Source organism: Okeania sp. SIO2F4, from assembly GCF_010672385.1.
In the GTDB taxonomy this organism is placed as follows: domain Bacteria; phylum Cyanobacteriota; class Cyanobacteriia; order Cyanobacteriales; family Microcoleaceae; genus Trichodesmium.
The window spans coordinates 1-19,417 of record NZ_JAAHGT010000065.1; the positions used below are offsets into that span (position 1 = coordinate 1).

20 protein-coding genes and 1 pseudogene are annotated in these 19,417 nt (G+C 33.7%); 7 read left to right on the forward strand and 14 right to left on the reverse strand.

The genetic code is table 11. The annotated features are described in order from the left end of the window. From F6K22_RS06675 to F6K22_RS06685, 3 genes are all read left to right on the forward strand, one after another. A partial coding sequence (locus tag F6K22_RS06675) for an RNA-guided endonuclease InsQ/TnpB family protein (protein WP_293094916.1) occupies positions 1-570 on the forward strand: 570 nt, incomplete at its 5' end. A gap of 148 nt (positions 571-718) precedes the next feature. Then, on the forward strand, positions 719-1,027 hold the full coding sequence (locus F6K22_RS06680) for an aminotransferase class I/II-fold pyridoxal phosphate-dependent enzyme (RefSeq protein ID WP_293094918.1): 309 nt from the start codon (positions 719-721) through the stop codon (positions 1,025-1,027). A gap of 409 nt (positions 1,028-1,436) precedes the next feature. Continuing rightward, on the forward strand, positions 1,437-2,006 hold the full coding sequence (locus F6K22_RS06685) for a GNAT family N-acetyltransferase (protein ID WP_293094920.1): 570 nt from the start codon (positions 1,437-1,439) through the stop codon (positions 2,004-2,006). A gap of 67 nt (positions 2,007-2,073) precedes the next feature. Here F6K22_RS06685 and F6K22_RS06690 read toward each other — a convergent pair whose 3' ends face one another. Continuing rightward, positions 2,074-2,400: an RNA-guided endonuclease InsQ/TnpB family protein gene (locus F6K22_RS06690; RefSeq protein WP_363272991.1), complete on the reverse strand. Its 327-nt coding sequence runs from the start codon at positions 2,398-2,400 to the stop codon at positions 2,074-2,076. A gap of 629 nt (positions 2,401-3,029) precedes the next feature. Here F6K22_RS06690 and F6K22_RS06695 point away from each other — a divergent pair. Continuing rightward, complete coding sequence (locus F6K22_RS06695; RefSeq protein WP_293094922.1) at positions 3,030-3,872, forward strand: alpha/beta fold hydrolase; 843 nt, start codon at positions 3,030-3,032, stop codon at positions 3,870-3,872. A gap of 877 nt (positions 3,873-4,749) precedes the next feature. Here the strand turns inward: F6K22_RS06695 and F6K22_RS06700 are convergent. Beyond that, entirely contained in the window at positions 4,750-5,136 is a 387-nt protein-coding gene (locus F6K22_RS06700) for an SET domain-containing protein-lysine N-methyltransferase (protein WP_293094924.1), read from the reverse strand. 70 nt (positions 5,137-5,206) lie between these two features. Here F6K22_RS06700 and F6K22_RS06705 point away from each other — a divergent pair, with 70 nt between their 5' ends. Next, on the forward strand, positions 5,207-5,827 hold the full coding sequence (locus F6K22_RS06705) for a GNAT family N-acetyltransferase (protein WP_293094926.1): 621 nt from the start codon (positions 5,207-5,209) through the stop codon (positions 5,825-5,827). Between the two features lie 269 nt (positions 5,828-6,096). On the opposite strand, the gene F6K22_RS06710 is transcribed toward F6K22_RS06705, so the two are convergent. The 7 genes from F6K22_RS06710 to fraC form a co-directional block, all read right to left on the reverse strand. Beyond that, entirely contained in the window at positions 6,097-6,294 is a 198-nt protein-coding gene (locus F6K22_RS06710) for an SET domain-containing protein (protein ID WP_293094928.1), read from the reverse strand. 578 nt (positions 6,295-6,872) lie between these two features. Then, complete coding sequence (locus F6K22_RS06715) at positions 6,873-8,006, reverse strand: histidinol-phosphate transaminase (protein ID WP_293094930.1); 1,134 nt, start codon at positions 8,004-8,006, stop codon at positions 6,873-6,875. 296 nt (positions 8,007-8,302) lie between these two features. Then, a complete protein-coding gene (locus F6K22_RS06720) occupies positions 8,303-8,728 on the reverse strand; it encodes a hypothetical protein (protein WP_293094932.1) in 426 nt (141 codons plus the stop codon). 405 nt (positions 8,729-9,133) lie between these two features. Continuing rightward, positions 9,134-9,961, reverse strand: coding sequence for an ATP-dependent sacrificial sulfur transferase LarE (larE, locus tag F6K22_RS06725; protein WP_293094934.1), 828 nt, complete (start codon positions 9,959-9,961; stop codon positions 9,134-9,136). Positions 9,962-10,935: 974 nt separating this feature from the next. Continuing rightward, a complete protein-coding gene (locus F6K22_RS06730) occupies positions 10,936-11,709 on the reverse strand; it encodes an ABC transporter permease (protein WP_293094935.1) in 774 nt (257 codons plus the stop codon). Positions 11,710-11,927: 218 nt separating this feature from the next. Continuing rightward, the gene (locus tag F6K22_RS06735; RefSeq protein WP_293094937.1) at positions 11,928-12,968 is read right to left on the reverse strand and encodes a DUF5357 family protein; all 1,041 of its coding nucleotides are present in this window, start codon (positions 12,966-12,968) and stop codon (positions 11,928-11,930) included. After that, positions 12,965-13,468: a filament integrity protein FraC gene (gene fraC / locus F6K22_RS06740; RefSeq protein ID WP_293094938.1), complete on the reverse strand. Its 504-nt coding sequence runs from the start codon at positions 13,466-13,468 to the stop codon at positions 12,965-12,967. Before fraC ends, F6K22_RS06735 begins: the two co-directional genes overlap by 4 nt. A gap of 666 nt (positions 13,469-14,134) precedes the next feature. Between fraC and F6K22_RS06745 the strand changes: the two genes are divergently transcribed. Next, the gene (locus F6K22_RS06745) at positions 14,135-15,268 is read left to right on the forward strand and encodes a cob(I)yrinic acid a,c-diamide adenosyltransferase (protein ID WP_293094940.1); all 1,134 of its coding nucleotides are present in this window, start codon (positions 14,135-14,137) and stop codon (positions 15,266-15,268) included. A 355-nt stretch (positions 15,269-15,623) separates the two neighbouring features. Here the strand turns inward: F6K22_RS06745 and F6K22_RS06750 are convergent, their stop codons facing one another. The 4 genes from F6K22_RS06750 to F6K22_RS06765 form a co-directional block, all read right to left on the reverse strand. After that, positions 15,624-15,818: a hypothetical protein gene (locus F6K22_RS06750; RefSeq protein ID WP_293094941.1), complete on the reverse strand. Its 195-nt coding sequence runs from the start codon at positions 15,816-15,818 to the stop codon at positions 15,624-15,626. 48 nt (positions 15,819-15,866) lie between these two features. Continuing rightward, complete coding sequence (locus F6K22_RS06755; RefSeq protein ID WP_293094942.1) at positions 15,867-16,106, reverse strand: hypothetical protein; 240 nt, start codon at positions 16,104-16,106, stop codon at positions 15,867-15,869. Between the two features lie 24 nt (positions 16,107-16,130). Continuing rightward, positions 16,131-16,328: a hypothetical protein gene (locus F6K22_RS06760; RefSeq protein ID WP_293094943.1), complete on the reverse strand. Its 198-nt coding sequence runs from the start codon at positions 16,326-16,328 to the stop codon at positions 16,131-16,133. A 504-nt stretch (positions 16,329-16,832) separates the two neighbouring features. Beyond that, positions 16,833-17,762 carry a M48 family metallopeptidase gene (locus F6K22_RS06765; RefSeq protein WP_293094944.1) on the reverse strand — a complete coding sequence of 310 codons (930 nt, stop codon included), beginning with the start codon at positions 17,760-17,762 and terminating at the stop codon, positions 16,833-16,835. A gap of 497 nt (positions 17,763-18,259) precedes the next feature. On the opposite strand from F6K22_RS06765, the gene F6K22_RS06770 reads away from it, so the two are divergent. Beyond that, positions 18,260-18,982: a 4'-phosphopantetheinyl transferase family protein gene (locus tag F6K22_RS06770; RefSeq protein WP_293094946.1), complete on the forward strand. Its 723-nt coding sequence runs from the start codon at positions 18,260-18,262 to the stop codon at positions 18,980-18,982. 136 nt (positions 18,983-19,118) lie between these two features. Here the strand turns inward: F6K22_RS06770 and F6K22_RS06775 are convergent. Next, a pseudogene (locus F6K22_RS06775) lies at positions 19,119-19,417 on the reverse strand (hypothetical protein); the annotation flags it as partial.

Genomic DNA, 19,417 nt, shown 5'->3' on the forward strand with positions numbered 1-19,417 from the left:
ACAGAAAAGGTAGGAGAAGCTATAGGTGTAGACATAGGCATAAATACATTAGCAACCTGTTCTGATGGCAGTAAATTTGCTAATGTTAAAGCCTACAGACAAGCAAAAAAACAATTAGTTCGTCATCAACGTGCAGTCAGTAAAAAAGTTATTGGCTCCAAAAACAGACGCAAAGCAGTAAAAAAACTAGCTTCATCACACAAAAAAGTAGCTGACATCAGAGTAGATGCACTACATAAACTCACAACATGGTTAGCTAAAAATCACAGCACCATAGTAATTGAGGACTTGAATGTAAGTGGAATGCTCAAAAACCATAAACTAGCAAGTGCCATAGCAGATTGTGGTTTTTATGAATTTAAACGTCAGCTTACATACAAATGCGAATGGTACGGCAGTGAATTAGTCATAGCTCCTAGATTTTATCCAAGTTCTCAAATATGTTCAAACTGTGGGCATCAACAGAAAATGCCGTTGCACTTGAGAACTTATGAATGTAGTGAATGCGGTTTTGAAGCTGATAGAGATTTTAATGCTGCTATCAACTTGAAAAACTATGTGTATCAGTAGCTTGAGTTCCAAGCGAATTTAAGCCTGTGGAGAAGATAAGTTACAGACGATAGTCAGTGGTCTTCAGTGAAGCAGGAAGCTAGCTCCAAAGCTCATGCAACCATGTCTGGGTAAGTTTGGGTAAGTTTAGTAGAACGGAATTGCTGTTTTGTCCGAACAGTGCCAACAAGAATGCCAAGAAATTGTTAAGTATTACCTAGAAAATGCTAGAATTCTCAAGGAAGGTTTAGAAGCTTTTGGACTGACCTGTTTTGGTGGCACTAATAATCCCTATATATGGGTCAAAGGAGCAGAGGGAATGAGTTCTTGGGATGTTTTTAACCAACTATTATTTAAAGCAGGAATTGTTGGTGTACCTGGTTCATTGTTTGGTTCGAGTGGAGAAGGTTTTTTACGTCTAAGCACTTTGGGTCGTCGGGAAGATATGGAAAAAGCTCGCTTCATACTTGCGGGATGATTTCATTGTTTAGATTAATGACTACCAAAATTCCTGTTGTCAAACCTATTAGCTTTGAATTAATTTTGCAATAATTAAAGGAAACATTAGAAAAATTGCTATCTAATCCAGAAATGGTATAACTCTTATACCATTTATCAAAAAGAATGCTATATTTAATTGGGTGGGGAGTATGGGATGTGTGGGGAGAGGTAAAAGTAGAAAGAATATATACTAACTGACTAATAATTGTCAAAAATAGATGGGAAATCTTAGTAAGTATTTAACTTTTGAAGTATAGCTCAAGCATAGGATTACTTTTAGTAATTGGTATAAAATCTCTGATTAGCAACTCTGTTTATTACTTTCATCAAGAGATTTGGTTGATGTCATTTCATGGTTCAATTAAAGCAATAATATAGATAGTATTATGGATGAAAGAATATTATTAGAGCAAGAACATACAGCAGCAGGAGCAAAGTTTTTTTTAGCTTCTATGACAAATAGTGATATTAAGCACTTAATCAAGCTTGCTCAAGACGAAAGTTTAATAGATTTACTTGGTTGGAATACATTCTTTAATCCTGATGAGACGGAAGAATTTATAGAGGCAATTTCAAGTTACGCTTTCCCCTATTCTCGAAAAAGTCAGCCTCTACCATTTGGAATTTACCTAGACCCAGAAGATTTTCCGATTGGATATGTAGTATTAAAAGGCTTAAACATGGATTTGTTGACTGCTGAAATTGGTATAGCAATTCTGGATAAAAAATATAGAAATAAAGGATACGGAACCCTAGCATTAAAACGACTAATTATTTATGCCTTTCAGGAATTAAATATTCAAACAATTGGAGCGGCAATTTTATTGTCAAACAAAAGATCAATTAATCTGTTTAAAAATCTCGGATTTGTAGTTACAGAAATTATGTATAAATCATGGCCGATGCCTAATGGAGATTTAGCAGATATGGTATTGGTGAAGTTCTCTCAACCTTAAATCAGAGATTATAAGGTGAGCTTCTAAAACAAAGAAAGTTGAATCCAAGTCTCAGAAGTTTCTTGTCTCATCGGCTGACTAAAGTCTGGAAGCCTCCACAAGCAGGCAAGATGATACCCACCTCGTATAATGCTTTATTTAATATGTTTCGTGCAGCATTCTCATCCCTATCTAAAACTGTTCCACACTTAGGACAAGAATGGGTTCTAACCGACAAAGTTTTAGGTACTTTATGACCACAATTTGAACAATTTTGTGATGTATTGTGAGGATTAACTTTAACTACATGAACACCGCGTTTAACCGCTACTGCATTCAACTTTTGAATAAAAGCCCTCCAGGCTACATCATAGATTGATTTTGATAGTTTAGTATTTCTAGCTAAACCTTTAATATTAAGGTCTGCCTTCGGCGCGCCGCTCCGCGTCTACAACAGCAATTAAGTCATACTCTTTAACTAACTTATGAGCAGTTTTATATATGTATTCAATGAATAATTAATAATGAATAATTAATAATGAAAGAAGGAAGCTAATTATTCACTAATTATTAGACGTTGATGTATAGCAATCAGGAATCAGATGTGAGAATTGAGGTGTTCCTTAAAAGCTATAGAATATAGCAGTTATCATATTCATATATATTAATTTTTCTCTTCTTCCCTGTTCCCAGTTAAGCGTTCCCTGTTCCCTAAAAGTATTCAATATCTCACCACTTAAATCATATTACTATAGTTAAATTAAATTCTGATAATTATTAATTATTAATTGTTAATTATTAATTATCAATGTGCCTTTTTCCAATTATTAGAACCAATCTCTTTTCTAGATTTTCCTAATTATCAGTTCCTTGAATTTGTATGATGTTAGGATAGTTTGAGATGTTTGATATTATTAATAGCGATCGCCTCACTCTTAAACGAAACTTTCTACTTTTGCGCTCTGATAAATTCTATTGCTCGCGACTGGTACCAACTCTGGCAAAATGTTAAGATTCATTTGTACTATAATTTTTTGATATCAAATGGAACTTAAACCAGAAAAAGTCGAAATTAGCACCCAAAATATCTCTTATTATGAAAGCTCAGGTAAGGAGCAAACTATTTTCCTCCTTCATGGTAATTCTTCATCAGGACGCTGTTACTTACATCAATTACAGGGTGAGCTAGGTGAGACATATCGTTTAATCGCGATGGACTTACCTGGTCATGGACTCTCTGATGTAGCTGCTAACCCAGAAGTAACTTATAATCTCCCTGGTTATGCTGATGCTGTTGTTGAGGTAGCTAAAGCTTTAGATGCTTCTGATGGAATTTTTTTAGGTTGGAGTCTAGGGGGACACATTCTTTTAGAAGCTGCTGACAAACTTACTGATGCAAGAGGTATCGCGATTTTTGGTACGCCACCCATCGCTGATAACCCTCCCGATCTAGAAAATGCTTTTTTGCCACATCCATCTTTGAGCTTAGGCTTAACTGCGGAACTAAGTCAAGAGGATATGTTGGCGTATTTGACGACTTTCTTCAGACCGGATATGAAAGAAATTCCTGAGCTTTTTTTAGAAGATATTGCCTTAACTGATGGCAGAGCGCGTGCTAATTTAGGTGCAAGTATTACCCCTGGTGGTTATCAAAACGAGATTGAAATTGTGAGTAATATGAAGATTCCCCTAATGATTATTCATGGGGAACAAGAGCAGTTAGTAAATGCTGATTATATAGCAAAATTGAAAATGCCTAGTCTTTGGAATGGAGAAATTAAATTTATTACTAATGCGGGACACGCTCCACATTGGGAAACACCGGAGAAGTTTAATAGCTTATTGATGGATTTTATTATTGATGTGACGATAGGCAATATTCATTAGATATCTCCGGAAAAGAGGGAGTAGGGAGTAGGGGGAAATAATTGATGATTTATGAGAGATAATTGATTTTATTTTTGATTATCACGCCTATGTCTATTAGTAAAATTGATATTACAGCACTTTGTCTTGATAATGAGGTACAGTTTATTAATTCTTTTTCTTATTTCCTATAGTTATAAAACTTTGTACTTTATCAACTGGAAGACTCTTATAATATCATGTCCGGTTGAATAGTTATAATTAGAGCTTCGTAGTATTGCTCTAGCCCTAAATATAGCATTTTTATTTGAGATGTGGAAACCAAGTCCTCTTAAAAAGCTATGGAGGTATGAAGGAACTCTTGGAATTATCGAGGATGAAAAACACTATTAAATGGTGAAAAACACAAAAGAGTGGGTAGTAAATACAACATTTTTTTATTATAAAAAAACTGAATCTAGATTTACATCTCATTTGAAAACACTATATAGATGGGGCTAGAGCAATACTACAAACAAAAACTTTTTTGTTCGCGCTCTTATCCAGACATGATATAACGGGCAATAAGCAAAAAACTTGATCAAACAGTATTGAGTATAATACCAATTTCATAAAATATTGCTACAGTCACGACACAGGGAACAGGAAAAGAAAAACATAATAAAAAAGATCTAAAAAGGTTTAATTTTTAGATATTGATGCAATTTATAATTTTTTATTGTAGGAATAAATCAGATGCTTAAGATGTAACTGCCTTTTGGGAATTTGATATAAAACCCCACCTTTTCATGAGAAATGTTTTGGGAGGTTCGATCAAAATTCCCATGACAAAAACAATTTCTGAGTTAGTTAAAAATGTTCTGATATCGAGCTTTAATTATATAGTAAAACCCAACAATCAAACAAATTTTTGTGCATCAGAATACTGATCGATATTGGTATAGAATAACGTGACTTCCTCACCTCTATTAATATCTTTCTGAGCAATCAAATGTGACCATAAACCTACTTCATTTTCTACCCACTCCACACGAGCATTAGGTTTTTCTGCATGATTACAAAAAGAAGCTAAACCAAACACAAGATATCTGTTCACATTCTTACTTTTGCCATATTCTAATGGGGATACAAAGTAATACTTAAAAATTCTTGTTTCATCCATAGTTTGTTCTGGTTGAAATGGAAAAATCTCTACAGGAGCAACTTCTAGTAATCTTCCTTGAGGAACATGCTGAGTTGCAATAATTCCTCGGCCTTTGTTAGGAATTTTTTTAACTTCAATCATTGATTATTTCTAATAAATAAATTTTTCACATCAATCTATAACATTTTAGGGTATCATACATCTGGAGATTTTGTTAAATTTATTTCATGGTTCAATCAAAGGTATAAATAGCATTATGGATATGGATAAAAAAATATTCTTAGAGCAAGAACATAAAGCTACAAGATTCAAAGTTTTCTTGACTTCTATGGAAGATAGTCATATTAAGCACTTAATTAAGCTTGCTCAAGACCAAAGTTTAATAGATTTACTGGGTTGGAACACATTCTTTAAACCTGATGATACGGAACAATTCATAGAGGCAATTTCAGATTGCACTCTCCCTTATTCTCGAAAAAGTCAGCCTCTAGTATTTGGGATTTACTTAGCTCCAGAAAGTTTACCCATTGGATATGTACTATTAAAAGGCTTTAATATGGATTTGTTCACTGCTGAAACTGCTGTAGCAATTCTCGATAAAAAATATAGAAATAAAGGATATGGAAAACTAGCACTAAAACGAGTAATTATTTATGCTTTTGATGAATTAGGCATTAAAACAATTGGAGCAACAATTCTATTATCAAATAAAAGCTCAATTAATATGGTTAAAAATCTGGGTTTTGTAGTTACAGAAATCAAGAATAAATCATGGCGGATGCCTAATGGAGAGATGGCAGATCTGGCATTCATGGAATTGAAAAAATATTAACAATTACAGAGCTTTTCAGATATATGACCTTACCTCACAACCAAAACTTTTTAGAGATATTTTATGGAAGGTCTTTATCATATATAAACCTAATCAAAAAATATACTAAATTTAGAATTAGCGGTGTAGGCAAACTTGTCTACCCTACTGTATTATTTTCAGACTATTGTGCAGTATTTTTACATTCAATCTATCCATTTAAATCTAGCTAAACTTATTAGAAAAAAGTAATTTTATCGCAAGCACCGTATAAACCAATAATTAAACTATTAAACAAACTTGCTTGCCTCCTGATATTTATCAATATTGGTATAGAATAACGTAACTTCCTCACCTCTATTAATATCTTTCTGAGCAATCAAATGTGACCATAAACCTACTTCATTTTCTACCCACTCCACACGAGCATTAGGTTTTTCTGCATGATTACAAAAAGAAGCTAAACCAAACACAAGATATCTGTTCACATTTTTACTTTTATTATATTCTAATGGAGAGACAAAGTAATACTTAAAGATTCCTGTTTCATCTGTAGTTTGTTCTGGTTGAAATGGAAAAATCTCTACAGGAGCAACTTCTAGTAATGTTCATTCAGGAATATGCTGAGTTGCAATAATTCCTCGGCCTTTGTTAGGAATTTTTTTAACTTCAATCATTGATTATCTCTAATAAATAAATTTTTAACATCAATCTATAATAATATTTCAGCGTATCGTACATTAATAAATTTTGTTAAATTTATTTTATCGATCAACTGCCATTGTATTTATAATCAATCTTTAAATATTACCCATTAAAGATGTCACAAATAATTTGAAATTTTAGATGTGCAATTATTTCCTGAAATTACTGTAACGTCAAAGTTTTGAGTCTCTAAAATATTAATGCATGACTTTTGTAGGGGTGATTGACTTTTGTAGGGGTGATTCACGAATCACCCCTACTGGCTTTTAACTTCCGTGAAACGGTATAAATACTCTCCTATCTGTAAGGATTTGGAAGCCAAACCCCTACAGACTACTATTCTTCAATATCTACTTTTTCCCTATTGAAAAATACCCTTAATTCTCTCAACTGTACGCTGATTTTCTTCAGGAGTTCCTACCGTAATTCTTAACCCTCCACCAGTATGACGAATCAAAGTTCCCTGATTTTTAAGTTGCTGCATTAAACTATTTAAACCTTCATCTTGGGAACTGTTACCCATTAACTTTAATCCTTCATCTGTCAGTCTGACATAGAAAAAATTAGCAGCACTTTCCCAAACCTTTAAAGCAGGAATTTCTGCAAAAGCAGTAAATAATTTACCTCTTTCTCTCAAAATTTCCGGGATAAAAGATAGTACATCTTGGCTATGAGTAAGCACTAACCGAGCAGCAGCTTGAGAAAAACTCGGTAAGTTGTAGGGAAGGCGAACTTTTTCCAAATTAATAATAACTTCTGGGTGAGCTATGGCATATCCTACTCGCAGGGAAGCCAACCTAAAAGCTTTAGAAAAAGTTCTTAAAATTACCCAATTTGGATGTCGATCTAATTCCTCAACCACAGAAATTTTACTAAACTCAAAATAAGCCTCATCAATTACCACTAAAATATCATCTGGCAGACTCTGTAACCATGATAATTCTTGAGAAGTTAAAGCATTAGCAGTTGGAGAATTTGGATGAACCACAAATACTACTCTAACAGCAGGATTTTTTGTTTGATTAATAAAATCCTGAGCCGCAGCAATATCTATTTCAAAATCCGATTCCTTTCTCCCCACATCCATTACAGAAACTCCTAGAGTTTGAGCCAGAATAGAATACATAGAAAAAGTAGGAGTTGCCGTCAAAATAGAACCCCCACCCCCTACACAACTAGCAATTAATAGAGAGCGAATTAATTCATCAGAACCATTACCAACAGAAATATTAATAGCAGAAATATTAGCTGAGGGAGTAGCTTCATTTACATATTGAGCTATTGCTTCCTTAAGTTGAAAATGACTCCCATCAGGATAACGGTTTGTTTCAATTAACTCTTGATAATTCTCAGCCAACTTTTGTTTTAAATTATCAGGCAAATCATAAGGACATTCATTAGTATCTAATCTATCCAAAGGAATTTCTGAACTACCACCAGGATGAGGAGTATAAGCTTTAAGACTATTAAGGTCTGAACGAATAAAAGAAAACATAACTTAATTGAATAATTTTTGCTTCTTAATTAGAGCTTATCATTGATTATAGACTTCACGAGATTATTCATAAAATGGAAAAGTTGTGAAGCATTTTTTTTCAGATTACGAAAACTAACACCAAAGGTTATAGCTTAAGTGCGATGTTATAAAGTTTTCTCAAAAAGCAATTCTATAAGGGAAAGATGAAAACAATTTAACTGAAACAATAAAATTTACAAATCCAAAATTGATTCTAGATGAAATTCTTCTGACAAATAGTCAGAATATAAAAATAGGAAATGACTGCATAAAGCTCAATCAAATTTTCTATTTTCAAAAGGTAAGTTCGGCAACTCAGCAGTTAAATAACGTTTTTGCTCAACTCCATTAGGAAAGTCTTGTAAAAATTTTTCCATAGCTGCCATTCTTACTTCTCCCAAATTTGCCGGTGACTGAAAATTGTGCCATAGAAAACGATCGTAATTTACTTTTGCTTGCTCAATAATACTTTGATAAACTGCCTGAATACGTTGATAAATTTCATCAGCAGTAAACTGATAGATCGGGTCGCAAGAAATCACATGATATCCTTGCAAAGTCATTTCATAATTAAAACTTGACTGTGCAGCAGGACCGTCAAGAATAGTTAAGTTTTTCTCTGCGGAAGTGAGGTCAAACATAGAAATATATTCATTAAGATTTCTACCCCAAGGAACTACTTTTTCTAGTTTAATTGTCATAGTTGGATAAGAGCGATCGCTATTTTTTAGAAATAAAAATTAAAAAGATAAATAACATCTAGGATTTGAGAATATAGCAGTTCTAAATTGGTTATGATAATTTTTATAATAGTTAATTGGAGCTGAAAACCTTGAAAATTATGACTACTGACTACTCACTACTAACTACCAGAAAAATATTACAAATCAAATAGGATTGCTATAGTTGATTCTTAAGTTATGTAATTGCCATTGAATCAATATTTCGGAAGAGTAAATTTATTTAATTAGAGGCTTTTCCGTAATTTTGCTCCCCATCTTCCCTACTGCCCAACTCCAAGAGGAAACGGAGACACCCTATCTTCGGGTCTCCACGTCTCCCCCTCTCCGTGTCCTAAAGAACCCACGTCCCCCACTCTCCATCTTCTAAACTTTCCCACCCAATACCTCTGGCGACAAAACCTGATTTAACTTCCCACTCCGATATCCTTCTAAATCTAAAGTCACATAAATAAAGCCAAACTCTTTAAACTTTTCCACCAACTTAGGCAAATCTATTGTCAAGACAAACTCCTTAATTTTTTCTGGCAAAATTTCAATTCGAGCAGTATCTTTTTCCGAACGTACCCGTAAATTTTTTAACCCCAAATCTCGCAAATATCTTTCCCCACGTCCGACCCTTTGTAACTTTTCTAAAGTAATTTCTTCCCCATAAGGAAACCGGGAACTTAAACAAGGTTGAGCAGGTTTATCCCACCAAGGCAAATCTAAATCTTTCGCAAGTTGTCTAACTTCAAACTTACTAATTCCTATTTCTGCTAAAGGCGACCTTGCACCTCTTTCTTTTGCTGCTTGAATACCAGGACGATAGTCTCTTAAATCGTCAGCATTAACTCCATCTACTACATAAGAATAACCTCTTTTTAAAGCCAAAGGTTTGAGAGTATCATGCAATTCACTTTTGCAAAAATAGCACCGGTTTATTGGATTAGAAGTATAATTCTTATTCTCCATTTCATTAGTTTTTACCTGTTCATGGGAAATACCAATAACTGCCGCTTGAATTCGAGCATCTTCCAAATCTTCAGGTAATAAAGAAGGAGAAACAGCAGTTATAGCTAAAGCTCGATCGCCCAAAACATCATAAGCAACTTTTGCCACTAAAGTGCTATCTATTCCACCAGAGTAAGCAATTAAAGCTTTCTCCATTTCAGTAAATATATTTTTCAGTTCTTCTAGTTTTTTTGTCAACATAATTTTTTCTCTTTATTTACTAATATTTTAGCTATTCTGCCAGAAGTAAGGAAGAGGAAAGGTAAGCATTCAGCTATTAGCATTCAGCTTTCAGCTTTTCCTCCGGAATGCTGCGCAAACAGCTTTTAAATGTCATAACTTGACTTCGGTTAGTGGTCATGTGACGAATTTATTCATAAGTTTTAATTTTCCTTGAAGACTAATTCCTCCTGAGTGTGTGATAATCAATTAATAACTCATAGCTGATAGCTAATACCTGACGGCTAAATGTTTACGAGTAAAGAAGGAAGAAGGAGTAAATATTAAAAAAAAACGGGAAAATGATAGAGACCTTTGTATGAAATGAATCGGAAATATTTTCACCTTAAATTAACCATTTTTTTGATATATCTAGGTGTAAGCTATTTTGAGTAATTTAAGGTAAGTAGGTACACAAAATTAATTACACATTTTGTCAGACTGAATCCCTTATAGTTTCTCACTCACATCAAATTAGGGTAGGTAAACAATAATTTTGTCATGGTGCTTATCTCTCTTTCTAATATAGGGTTTAAAGCCATTTTCAGTCTAAAAAATTTTAAAGTACCCTCAAGGAATACCACTAACTAATCTTCTTCCTTTTTCCTTCTAAGGGAATAGCAGAAAATAAATTATCCCAATTTTTGTACTCTATTTTTGTACTATATCCTGACTGGTTACCGAATAATTAAGATAAAAAGCCTCTCCTAATTAGGAGAAACAAGCGGTCGGAAAGCGGAGCATGACCTTAGGATGGGATGGTGAGGAAACCTAGGCATATCCAATCACCAATGCGAGAAGAAAAAATTTTCACGCTCCGTGTCAATCCAATCCGTTTTAGGGAGAGGTAATTATCCATTATCCATTATCATTATCCATTAATGAATCCCTACTCCCTACTCCCTTATTTTCATAGCTAATGGGATAATTTTTTATTTGGAAGTCCCTAAAATATCTCAAAATTCTCTCCTAGCAAAGATAGCGATAGTAATGGATAAAACCAACATTATATAGAGCAAAGCATAACCAAAATTAGTAACTAAAATAGCCATACTTGGCAGTAGACCATAAACTGCATCATTTTTCAAATCTAATCTGCTTAAATCTGGCAATACAACATATAATCCCATCATTAACTTTTTAATTCCAGGGTTATCACTTAAATCGCCCAACTTAACCAAATCTCTACTTAAATTTCCCATTAAATAGATGCCAAATGTAAATAATGTCGCTAATAAGGAACTAGTAAATACACCAAATAGAATTGCTACTGCAGTGAGTAACGACAACTGAATAAATATAAATATTACAGTTACTAAAATGCTACCTATAGGATAATAAATTTCACTTAAACTAAGAATCAATCCATATATTACAGTCATCGCTGCCAATAAAACACCCAAAACTGCCGATAAACCAATATGCTTACCAACAATTAATTCTGAACGACTCAAAGGTTTAGCAACCAAAATATAAACAGTGCGTTTTTCAATTTCTTTATTCACCAAACCAGTGCCAATAAAAACCGTCACAATTAAACCTAAAATACTAATAGCTGCCAACCCCAAATCTAAAATTATTTTATCCTCTGTACCTACAGATAATTCTGGAATTAACCTCACAGCAACTACCATTAAAAAAGCAAAGAAACCGATCAGATAAAGAATACGATCGCGAATTGCTTCCCAAAATACATTCTTAGCAATTTTAATAACTCTTCCTATATTCATAAAATATTTTATGACCAAAAAATAAGGTTTCAAGCCTCCCCCTTTTAGGGGATGAAAAGAATAAACTTCAGTATTTCAATCCGGATGCTTTCCTACGGAATGCTGCGCAAACAGCCAGAGGTACTGAATTGCACAGTTCCGACCATAGGAGGCTAACTGATAACTGGTAACTGATAACTGAAATAACTCCCCCATCTCAATTTTCTCTATTTCAAATTTTAAATCTTTTCCTTATTTTCTTGTTGGCTTTCTGGTTTAATAGCTTTCTTTTCTACAGCACCACATTCAACATTACCAACTATAATTGGCACCATTTCATTTTGTCGAGTAGAACCAGAACTTCTTTGCCTAACTTTTTCCTCTATTTTACAACTTTTACTCAGATAATAACTTTCATTTTTTGCGGTAGGTCCTTCCCAAAATAATTGTAACTCCAACTGATATCCAGACCTGTTAGCAACCATGGGTGTTTGTAACTTCCATAAATCATCTTCTTTAACTACAGATATTTCCTTAGTCACTTCATCTTTAATATTTTCCAATCTCAACTTCATCTTAGGTACTGACAACCCCAAATTTTGACTGCCCAAATCATTGTTTAACCTTTCCTGCATTAAGTTCAGAATTTTTGCGCCTCGATAATCATTTATTGAAGGCGTTATTAACCTATAAACAAAGGTACTTTGACTTAAATTATCTTCTCCCATTGTTGGATATTGTTGCACCATACCCTGAATCATAAAATACAATCCAAACCAACAACTAACCAAAAAATTCACCAAAATTAAAATTATAAAACTTGGCTTTGATAATCGATCGACCTTTGCTTCTGTTGCTGAATCTGGATAATTTAATACTAAAATTATCGCTGCTATACAGACAGAAATTATCGGCCAACTAACAACAGCCCCATACTGAATATTACTTGCCAAATTTTCATATAAAAGAAAGCAAATTAATCCCCCTGTAATCCAAGGACACAAACTTACTTCACCAAAAACAAAAGGTTTTTGATTAGTGCGCCATCCTACAGCAATTGTTAAAGATAGCCAACTCAAACTAGAAATAAAATTAATTGCCTCCTCCTTATTACTATCAACTTCATTAATAATCATTGACAGTAACCATAAAACAATCGTCAATAATAAAAATGTCTGCCAATGCCAAAACTTAGGAGGCAAAATAAAATCGAGCGTATCCTTCAGAAAACCAATAATACCCCCGAACAAATCAGTCATACTTTTCCAAATTTCTTTCATATTAGTTCAGACCTCTGCAAAAATAAAATAAACCCTATCGCTAAATGGCTACAAGTATGAGCCAGTGTAATTACCATAAACTTTGGTGTCCTTAGTTCTGCCAAAGCTTGAGATAGATTAATACCAACACCATTATTTGTAGACTTTTCATTCCATAAAGACTCACACAAATTAAAACCCACTAACTTAACAATTAGAGAAATCAAAAAACTCACAAATATAAAAAGTATAAACAGAGGATAAATTGTGTCAATCTTACCAAATAAAATATAAGCCACCATTTGTTTGTCCAAAATATTTGGCAGTAGACTTACGGCATAGAAAAAGAAAACCCATCCTACACAAGTAGAAATTAAATTCATTACAGTTGCATATTCAACACTAACTTTTGGTATAAAGTTAAGTCGGAGCTGAAAAAAACATGATTCGATGGCAATTACCATCAATAATATTAAAGATTCAGAGACAATTGCCCTTAAAGGCAAAATAGTTAAATTCATAATTAATTTTCCCAGACAAAGGAACTAAAATTTGCTTCAGTTTATCTAACTTTTGATATCCACATAAGTGGCTGAATATAAATTCTGATGAATCTATGAAAAAATATTAGCTTGAAGGAAAGGCTAATTGTCTAGGTATTAGCTGTTATACCAAATTCCACAAAATAGTTACAGTAAAATCCTCTGCAAAACTATTAAGATATTTCTGCTCCTCCTAACACCTAATATCATCTCTCTTTGAATACCCAACAATAAAAAAAATAGGGAATTAAGGAACACGGAGAAGTTTGAAAAATATTCTCTCTCAAGAGAAGAATATTTTTATTATGGCTAATTAATTACACTTGATCTAACACCTAATACCTACCACCTATCACCTAATAAAAAACTGAATGTAGCAACATTTTATTAAATTGGTGTTAGATTTTAGGTTTTAGGTAAACTTTTCTCATTGACAACCTGCCACCTGCCTCCCACAACCTACAACCCAAGTACCAAGACAAAATTAATTACACACTCATTAAACCTGAAACCCCTATCCAGTTTAGATACTCATCTCTAAATATTTTTGTCCAATTACTCATAACCTACAACCTACCAGCTACGACCTAAAACCTTATTATGTAGATAGCCAAGAAAAAAATCACACACTCGAAAAAACTACTTATGAGAAGAAACGGTATTGGTATACGCACCGCACAACTAATGTCAGAAAGAATTGTGGGGCAAATTCATGTTTACGATGGAGCAAGTAAAGGTAAATCCCAAGCAGCCTTGGGAGTAGTTTTACGTTCCATTGGCCTTGGCATACATTCTGACTCTCCTACTAGAGTATTACTACTGAGATTTCTTAAAGGTCCTGACCGCTCTTATGATGAAGATGCTGCTATAGAAGCACTACAAAAAGGCTTTCCTCATCTCATAGACCAAGTACGCACAGGTCGCTCCGAGTATTTTGGCCCGGATAAAATTATTAAATTTGACCATCAAGAAGCACAACGTGGTTGGGATGTGGCCAAAGGAGCGATCGCCTCTGACCTATACTCAGTAGTTGTACTGGACGAACTAAACCCAGTATTGGACCTAGGTTTATTACCACTGGATGAAGTAATTCACACTATCAAGAATAAACCAGAACAATTAGAAATTATCGCTACAGGTCGTGCTGCTCCCCAAGCTTTATTGGACATCGCTGACTTACATTCAGAAATGAAACCTCATCAACATCCCACGGCTGAAGCTGCTGGTATAACGGGGATTGAAATTTATACTGGTGCTGGCAAAGGCAAATCTACCAGTGCTTTAGGTAAAGCATTACAGGCAATAGGTAGGGGTATTAGTCAAGACCAGTCTCATCGAGTTCTAATTATACAATGGCTCAAAGGAGGTATTGGTTATACAGAAGATGCAGCGATCGCTGCTTTGCGCCAAAGTTATCCTAATTTAGTAGACCATCAACGTTGTGGAGGGGATGCTATTGTTTGGCGTGGGCAACAAAAAGAAATAGATTTTGTTGAGGCAGAAAGAGGTTGGGAAATAGCTAGAGCGGCTATAGCTTCTGGTTTATATAAGACTATTATTTTAGATGAGCTTAATCCTACTGTGGATTTGGAGTTATTGCCAGTTGAGCCAATAGTTGAAGCTTTATTACGTAAGCCAAAAGATACAGAGGTGATTATTACTGGTCGCTGTCTTAATCCACCTGACTATTTTGATTTGGCTGCTGTTCATTCAGAGGTTTTCTGCCATAAGCATTATGCTAATCATGGAGTGGAATTAAAACGTGGAGTTGATTTTTAAATGAAGGAAGGAAAATAAGCAATAACCAGGAAGGTAGACGGTTGGCTAACTACAGAAACTTAACTATTGATATTTTGTTGTTTCAGCTATTCCAAAAGTCAAATCTTTAACATCCTACAAAGCACTCTCGAAAATAAGTTGCGCCGAGAAAGAAATAGGGTTGCATTCTAGGAATCACCTGTGGTAAGTTAAAAATGTTATCGGTGTTACTCGGCTATGCATATGACTTTTTATTCAACATAAAAAAACTAAATGAGATCCTAAAAAGGATAGCAACTGCTAGGAAAGTTAGGAAATTCTCACACCTCTCAAATTTAGTCCGTAGTGAAATTTAACTTTTGACTTTTGAATCGTACTATTTTCTACTATAAATTGGATTAAAAGAACCAAAAAGTTTAACCAAACTGCCATTATCAAATACCTCTACATAAAATTCCACGGAAAATTTTATTTCTTTTTTCAAATAAGTAGGGATTTTTGCATCTTTACCGTCTGGAGAGAACTCCAAAAAATAGTAGTAAGGACTCACTGCCAAAATATAAGCTGGCATTTCTGGAAACTACTGTACTACCTTTTTAACAAAATAAGCCTTTCTAATTTATTCCTGATTAGCGAGTTGCATTTGCAAACTTTCTATAAATTCAAGAGATAAATCATGCTCTGTAAGTTTGTCATTTTTAGTAATTGACGAACGTTCTTTTTCTGCTAATGCTAATAACTTATAATGATGTTCAGCTCGCTGACTATAATTATCAGCTTCTTTATCTCTTCCTTCAGACTTCAAAAAGTTGTAAATTAACTGAAATGCTGATATAAAATGCTCTGGAGATAGAGCCATTACTTTTTCCAAATATTCAATCCCTTATTCTTGATAATTATTAATTAAAATTTTGCCAAGTAAAGCATTAGCTGATACATGATATTCTTCCAACTTTAATAAAGCTTTTAACAAAGGAATTGCTGCTTCATTCCATTCAACTTCAGCAGTCAACTTAGCTGGCTGCCAATATTCTTCCACGGTCAAAGTAGATTTTGATGCTTTTTCAGAAAATTTTTGCAAAGAATAACGAAAATTTTGGAAATAACTATAACATTCTCGCCATTGATAATGAACTGATGTTTCCCATTCTTTATTCAGTTTATTAGTTAGTCTTGATAAAGATGAACCAAAAAATTTTTCAGCCGCAGTTTCTCTTAATGATGATGTTCATTAATTGATAATTGATAATGGCGAACTTGATAATTACAAGAAGGTTAAAACCGTTACACCAATTGAAGATCAGGAAATATTATTTCTTCTCTTGGTAGATTGGAGGCAAGCGTTTGCGCTTCGCAAAGCTTCGAAGTTCGCGTAGCGTCCCGGAGGGAACGGAGACTTCGCCATCCCTCTACCGCTTTTTTCCCCTATCCAAGGGGAGGCTTTAAACCAAAATTATTTAATTATTAATAATTAATAATTAATAATTCGGTAAAGTAGGATTTTCATAAGAAGTATATCCTATAGCTTTTAAACGTTCCTTCATACAGGTATGAGTATCTGTATTATTTGTAGAAGTTGTTAATGCTATCCTAAAAGTTTCTCTGCTTTTTCTGTTTCTATATCTGTAGAAAGTGCCGTAGCTACTTTTTGATACGGACTTGATAGTGGCTCTGGTTTTTTATTTGCTTGCTGATAGATTTCCGACCAAACAGATTCTAATAATTGACTTTTAACTGATACAGAAATCAAAGCTTCTGCCATAGCTTGAAAACCTACTAAATTAGCAGAATTACTATCAGCCTCATATTCATCAGCACGAGCTAAAACAAACGAATAAACATTTAAAAAAGTTGCATACCAATTGAGGAATTTTTTAAACAAAATATCGGCTCCCTGATTGTGACTTTCTCTTAATCTTTCTAAGAGCTGAATCCAAGTTTTTCTCTGCCTATAAATCCAACCATAAAACAAACTATGCTTGCCAGATAAATGACCAAATTCATGAGCTAATACAGCTTCAAATTGTTCTGGAAAAAGACCTTGCATTAGGGATAATCCAATAATTAAATAATTTTGATACCATCCCAATAAACCCAGACGTGGAATTTGAATAACACTTGCATTGAACTCCCCTATTAATATAATGTGATTAAATCTAGGTGCTTTTAAAGCTTTAGTTAACTTATCTCGCATCTTAAATAATTGCGGTACTTTTTGGCGATCGAGAACCAAACCTTGAGGAGGTGGAATATGAACCCAAAGTGAACTTAAAATAACAGAAATTAGGGCAAGTAATAAAATTAAAAATTTAATCATGGAGCTATTTATACGGCCTGTATGAATAACAGTCAATATCATTAAGGCAAACAGTATCAAAGCTCCTGTCAAAATAATAAATATATAAGCATAACCAAGAGTTGCAAGTAGCACTACCTGTAGTTTATAATTTCTAGGAGACCTTTGAGCATATTCCTCTAAATTTTTAACTAATGTATCAAATTCTTCCTGTTTCATATATCTAACTCCATAGATAATTCTCAAGCTACTGAAATTTATTACTGAATTAACCACTATACCTCTCTGCAAAAGAGAGAATAGGGAATAAGGAATAGGGAAAAAAAATTGATTATTTCTGTACGATAATTGATTTAATTTTTTCTTGTTGGAGATGTTTACTAGATATAGCTTTTCTCAAATTAATGAGCTACAGTTATTTTTCTGGTTTTCTATTCCCTGTTTCGCGAATTACTACTCCCTACTCTTTAAACCAAAGGAATTTTTTACCTCAATCTTTTTGGGAATTGCTATACTTAATCAATTCAATAATTGCTGCACTATAGTATCATAAATGTCTAGATAATGTGAGTTAATTTTCAAAATTTTACCGAATAATTAATAATTAAATAATTTGGGTTTAAATAATCCCCTTGGATAGGGAAAAAAAGAAAAAAATTCCCTTTAGCGTCAATGCTCTACCTAATACCAAACAAATCAGCAAAAATAACTAATAAATGTTTGTTTATCCGCCGCAAAAAGAATTAAAAGTGTCACCAAATAACGTTCATATCTGGAGTACAAACCTAAAATTACTCCCTTCTCAAATAGAAGAATTATCAACAATATTATCCTCAGACGAAATAGAAAGAGCCAACAAATTTTATTTTGAAAGAGACAAAAATCGCTTTATCATTGCCAGAGGAAAACTCAGAAAAATTCTCAGCCGTTACCTAAACATTGAACCAGAAAAATTACAATTCACCTATAGCGATCGTGGCAAACCCTACTTAAAAGATACATCAATATTATTTAACTTATCCCACTCTCAAGATTTAGCCTTATATGCCATTACCCAAGTTAATTCAATTGGCATTGACTTAGAATATATTCGGCCAATGAATGATGCTGAAAATTTAGCCAAACGTTTTTTTTCTCACCAAGAATACAACCTCATCAGTCAACTTCCTCCTCAAAAACAGCAAGAAACATTCTTCAAACTATGGACTTGTAAAGAAGCTTATTTAAAAGCAACTGGAGATGGATTAGCAGGTGGTTTAGAAAAAGTAGAAATTAGTTTAAACCCGAAAAAACCAGTAGAGTTTTTTAGTATCAATCAAGATATTAAAGAAGCTTCTCATTGGTATTTACATCAGTTTATTCCTGAACCTAATTATATAGCTGCTGTAGTAGTAGCAGGGAAAAATCAAAACTTGAGTTTTTGGCAAATAAATAATTAGGATTGCTATATTGCCACAAATATCATAATTATTTGCATAATAATCTACAATGCCAGCCTCAAGGTTAAACAAGCCAACACCACTATTTAATATATTTTAGATAAACATTAGTTGAATTTAAAAATTAGACTCTAACTTAACTAGAGCCTTGGGGTTGATTTTCGTCTAGTTCCGTATCTCGGAAAAATTTACGAATAATTTCAACATCAGGCTCTGTCTCAATCCACAGACGAGCGCCACCTGCTTGACTTCTGTTAGGTTTATGAGGGCGATAGACGATTTTGCAATTTCCTAGAATTTCTACTTCATGGCAGCGATCGTTTCTGTCTCCTTGTTTGACAGAAATGGCTGGAAGAGAAGTGCCGTGGTCTCGGTTATAGTCAATTTCTCTTCGCAGTACATGGATAAAAGTATTGCCTGTACGGAATCCTTTAT

What these genes read in the sequence shown, in the direction of transcription:
- F6K22_RS06685 (WP_293094920.1), top strand. Translation starts at nt 1,437, where the DNA reads ATGGATGAAAGAATATTATTAGAGCAAGAACATACAGCAGCAGGAGCA.
- F6K22_RS06695 (WP_293094922.1), top strand. Translation starts at nt 3,030, where the DNA reads ATGGAACTTAAACCAGAAAAAGTCGAAATTAGCACCCAAAATATCTCT.
- F6K22_RS06700 (WP_293094924.1), bottom strand. Translation starts at nt 5,136, where the DNA reads ATGATTGAAGTTAAAAAAATTCCTAACAAAGGCCGAGGAATTATTGCA.
- F6K22_RS06715 (WP_293094930.1), bottom strand. Translation starts at nt 8,006, where the DNA reads ATGTTTTCTTTTATTCGTTCAGACCTTAATAGTCTTAAAGCTTATACT.
- F6K22_RS06720 (WP_293094932.1), bottom strand. Translation starts at nt 8,728, where the DNA reads ATGACAATTAAACTAGAAAAAGTAGTTCCTTGGGGTAGAAATCTTAAT.
- larE (WP_293094934.1), bottom strand. Translation starts at nt 9,961, where the DNA reads ATGTTGACAAAAAAACTAGAAGAACTGAAAAATATATTTACTGAAATG.
- F6K22_RS06730 (WP_293094935.1), bottom strand. Translation starts at nt 11,709, where the DNA reads ATGAATATAGGAAGAGTTATTAAAATTGCTAAGAATGTATTTTGGGAA.
- F6K22_RS06735 (WP_293094937.1), bottom strand. Translation starts at nt 12,968, where the DNA reads ATGAAAGAAATTTGGAAAAGTATGACTGATTTGTTCGGGGGTATTATT.
- fraC (WP_293094938.1), bottom strand. Translation starts at nt 13,468, where the DNA reads ATGAATTTAACTATTTTGCCTTTAAGGGCAATTGTCTCTGAATCTTTA.
- F6K22_RS06745 (WP_293094940.1), top strand. Translation starts at nt 14,135, where the DNA reads ATGAGAAGAAACGGTATTGGTATACGCACCGCACAACTAATGTCAGAA.
- F6K22_RS06750 (WP_293094941.1), bottom strand. Translation starts at nt 15,818, where the DNA reads ATGCCAGCTTATATTTTGGCAGTGAGTCCTTACTACTATTTTTTGGAG.
- F6K22_RS06755 (WP_293094942.1), bottom strand. Translation starts at nt 16,106, where the DNA reads ATGGCTCTATCTCCAGAGCATTTTATATCAGCATTTCAGTTAATTTAC.
- F6K22_RS06765 (WP_293094944.1), bottom strand. Translation starts at nt 17,762, where the DNA reads ATGAAACAGGAAGAATTTGATACATTAGTTAAAAATTTAGAGGAATAT.
- F6K22_RS06770 (WP_293094946.1), top strand. Translation starts at nt 18,260, where the DNA reads ATGTTTGTTTATCCGCCGCAAAAAGAATTAAAAGTGTCACCAAATAAC.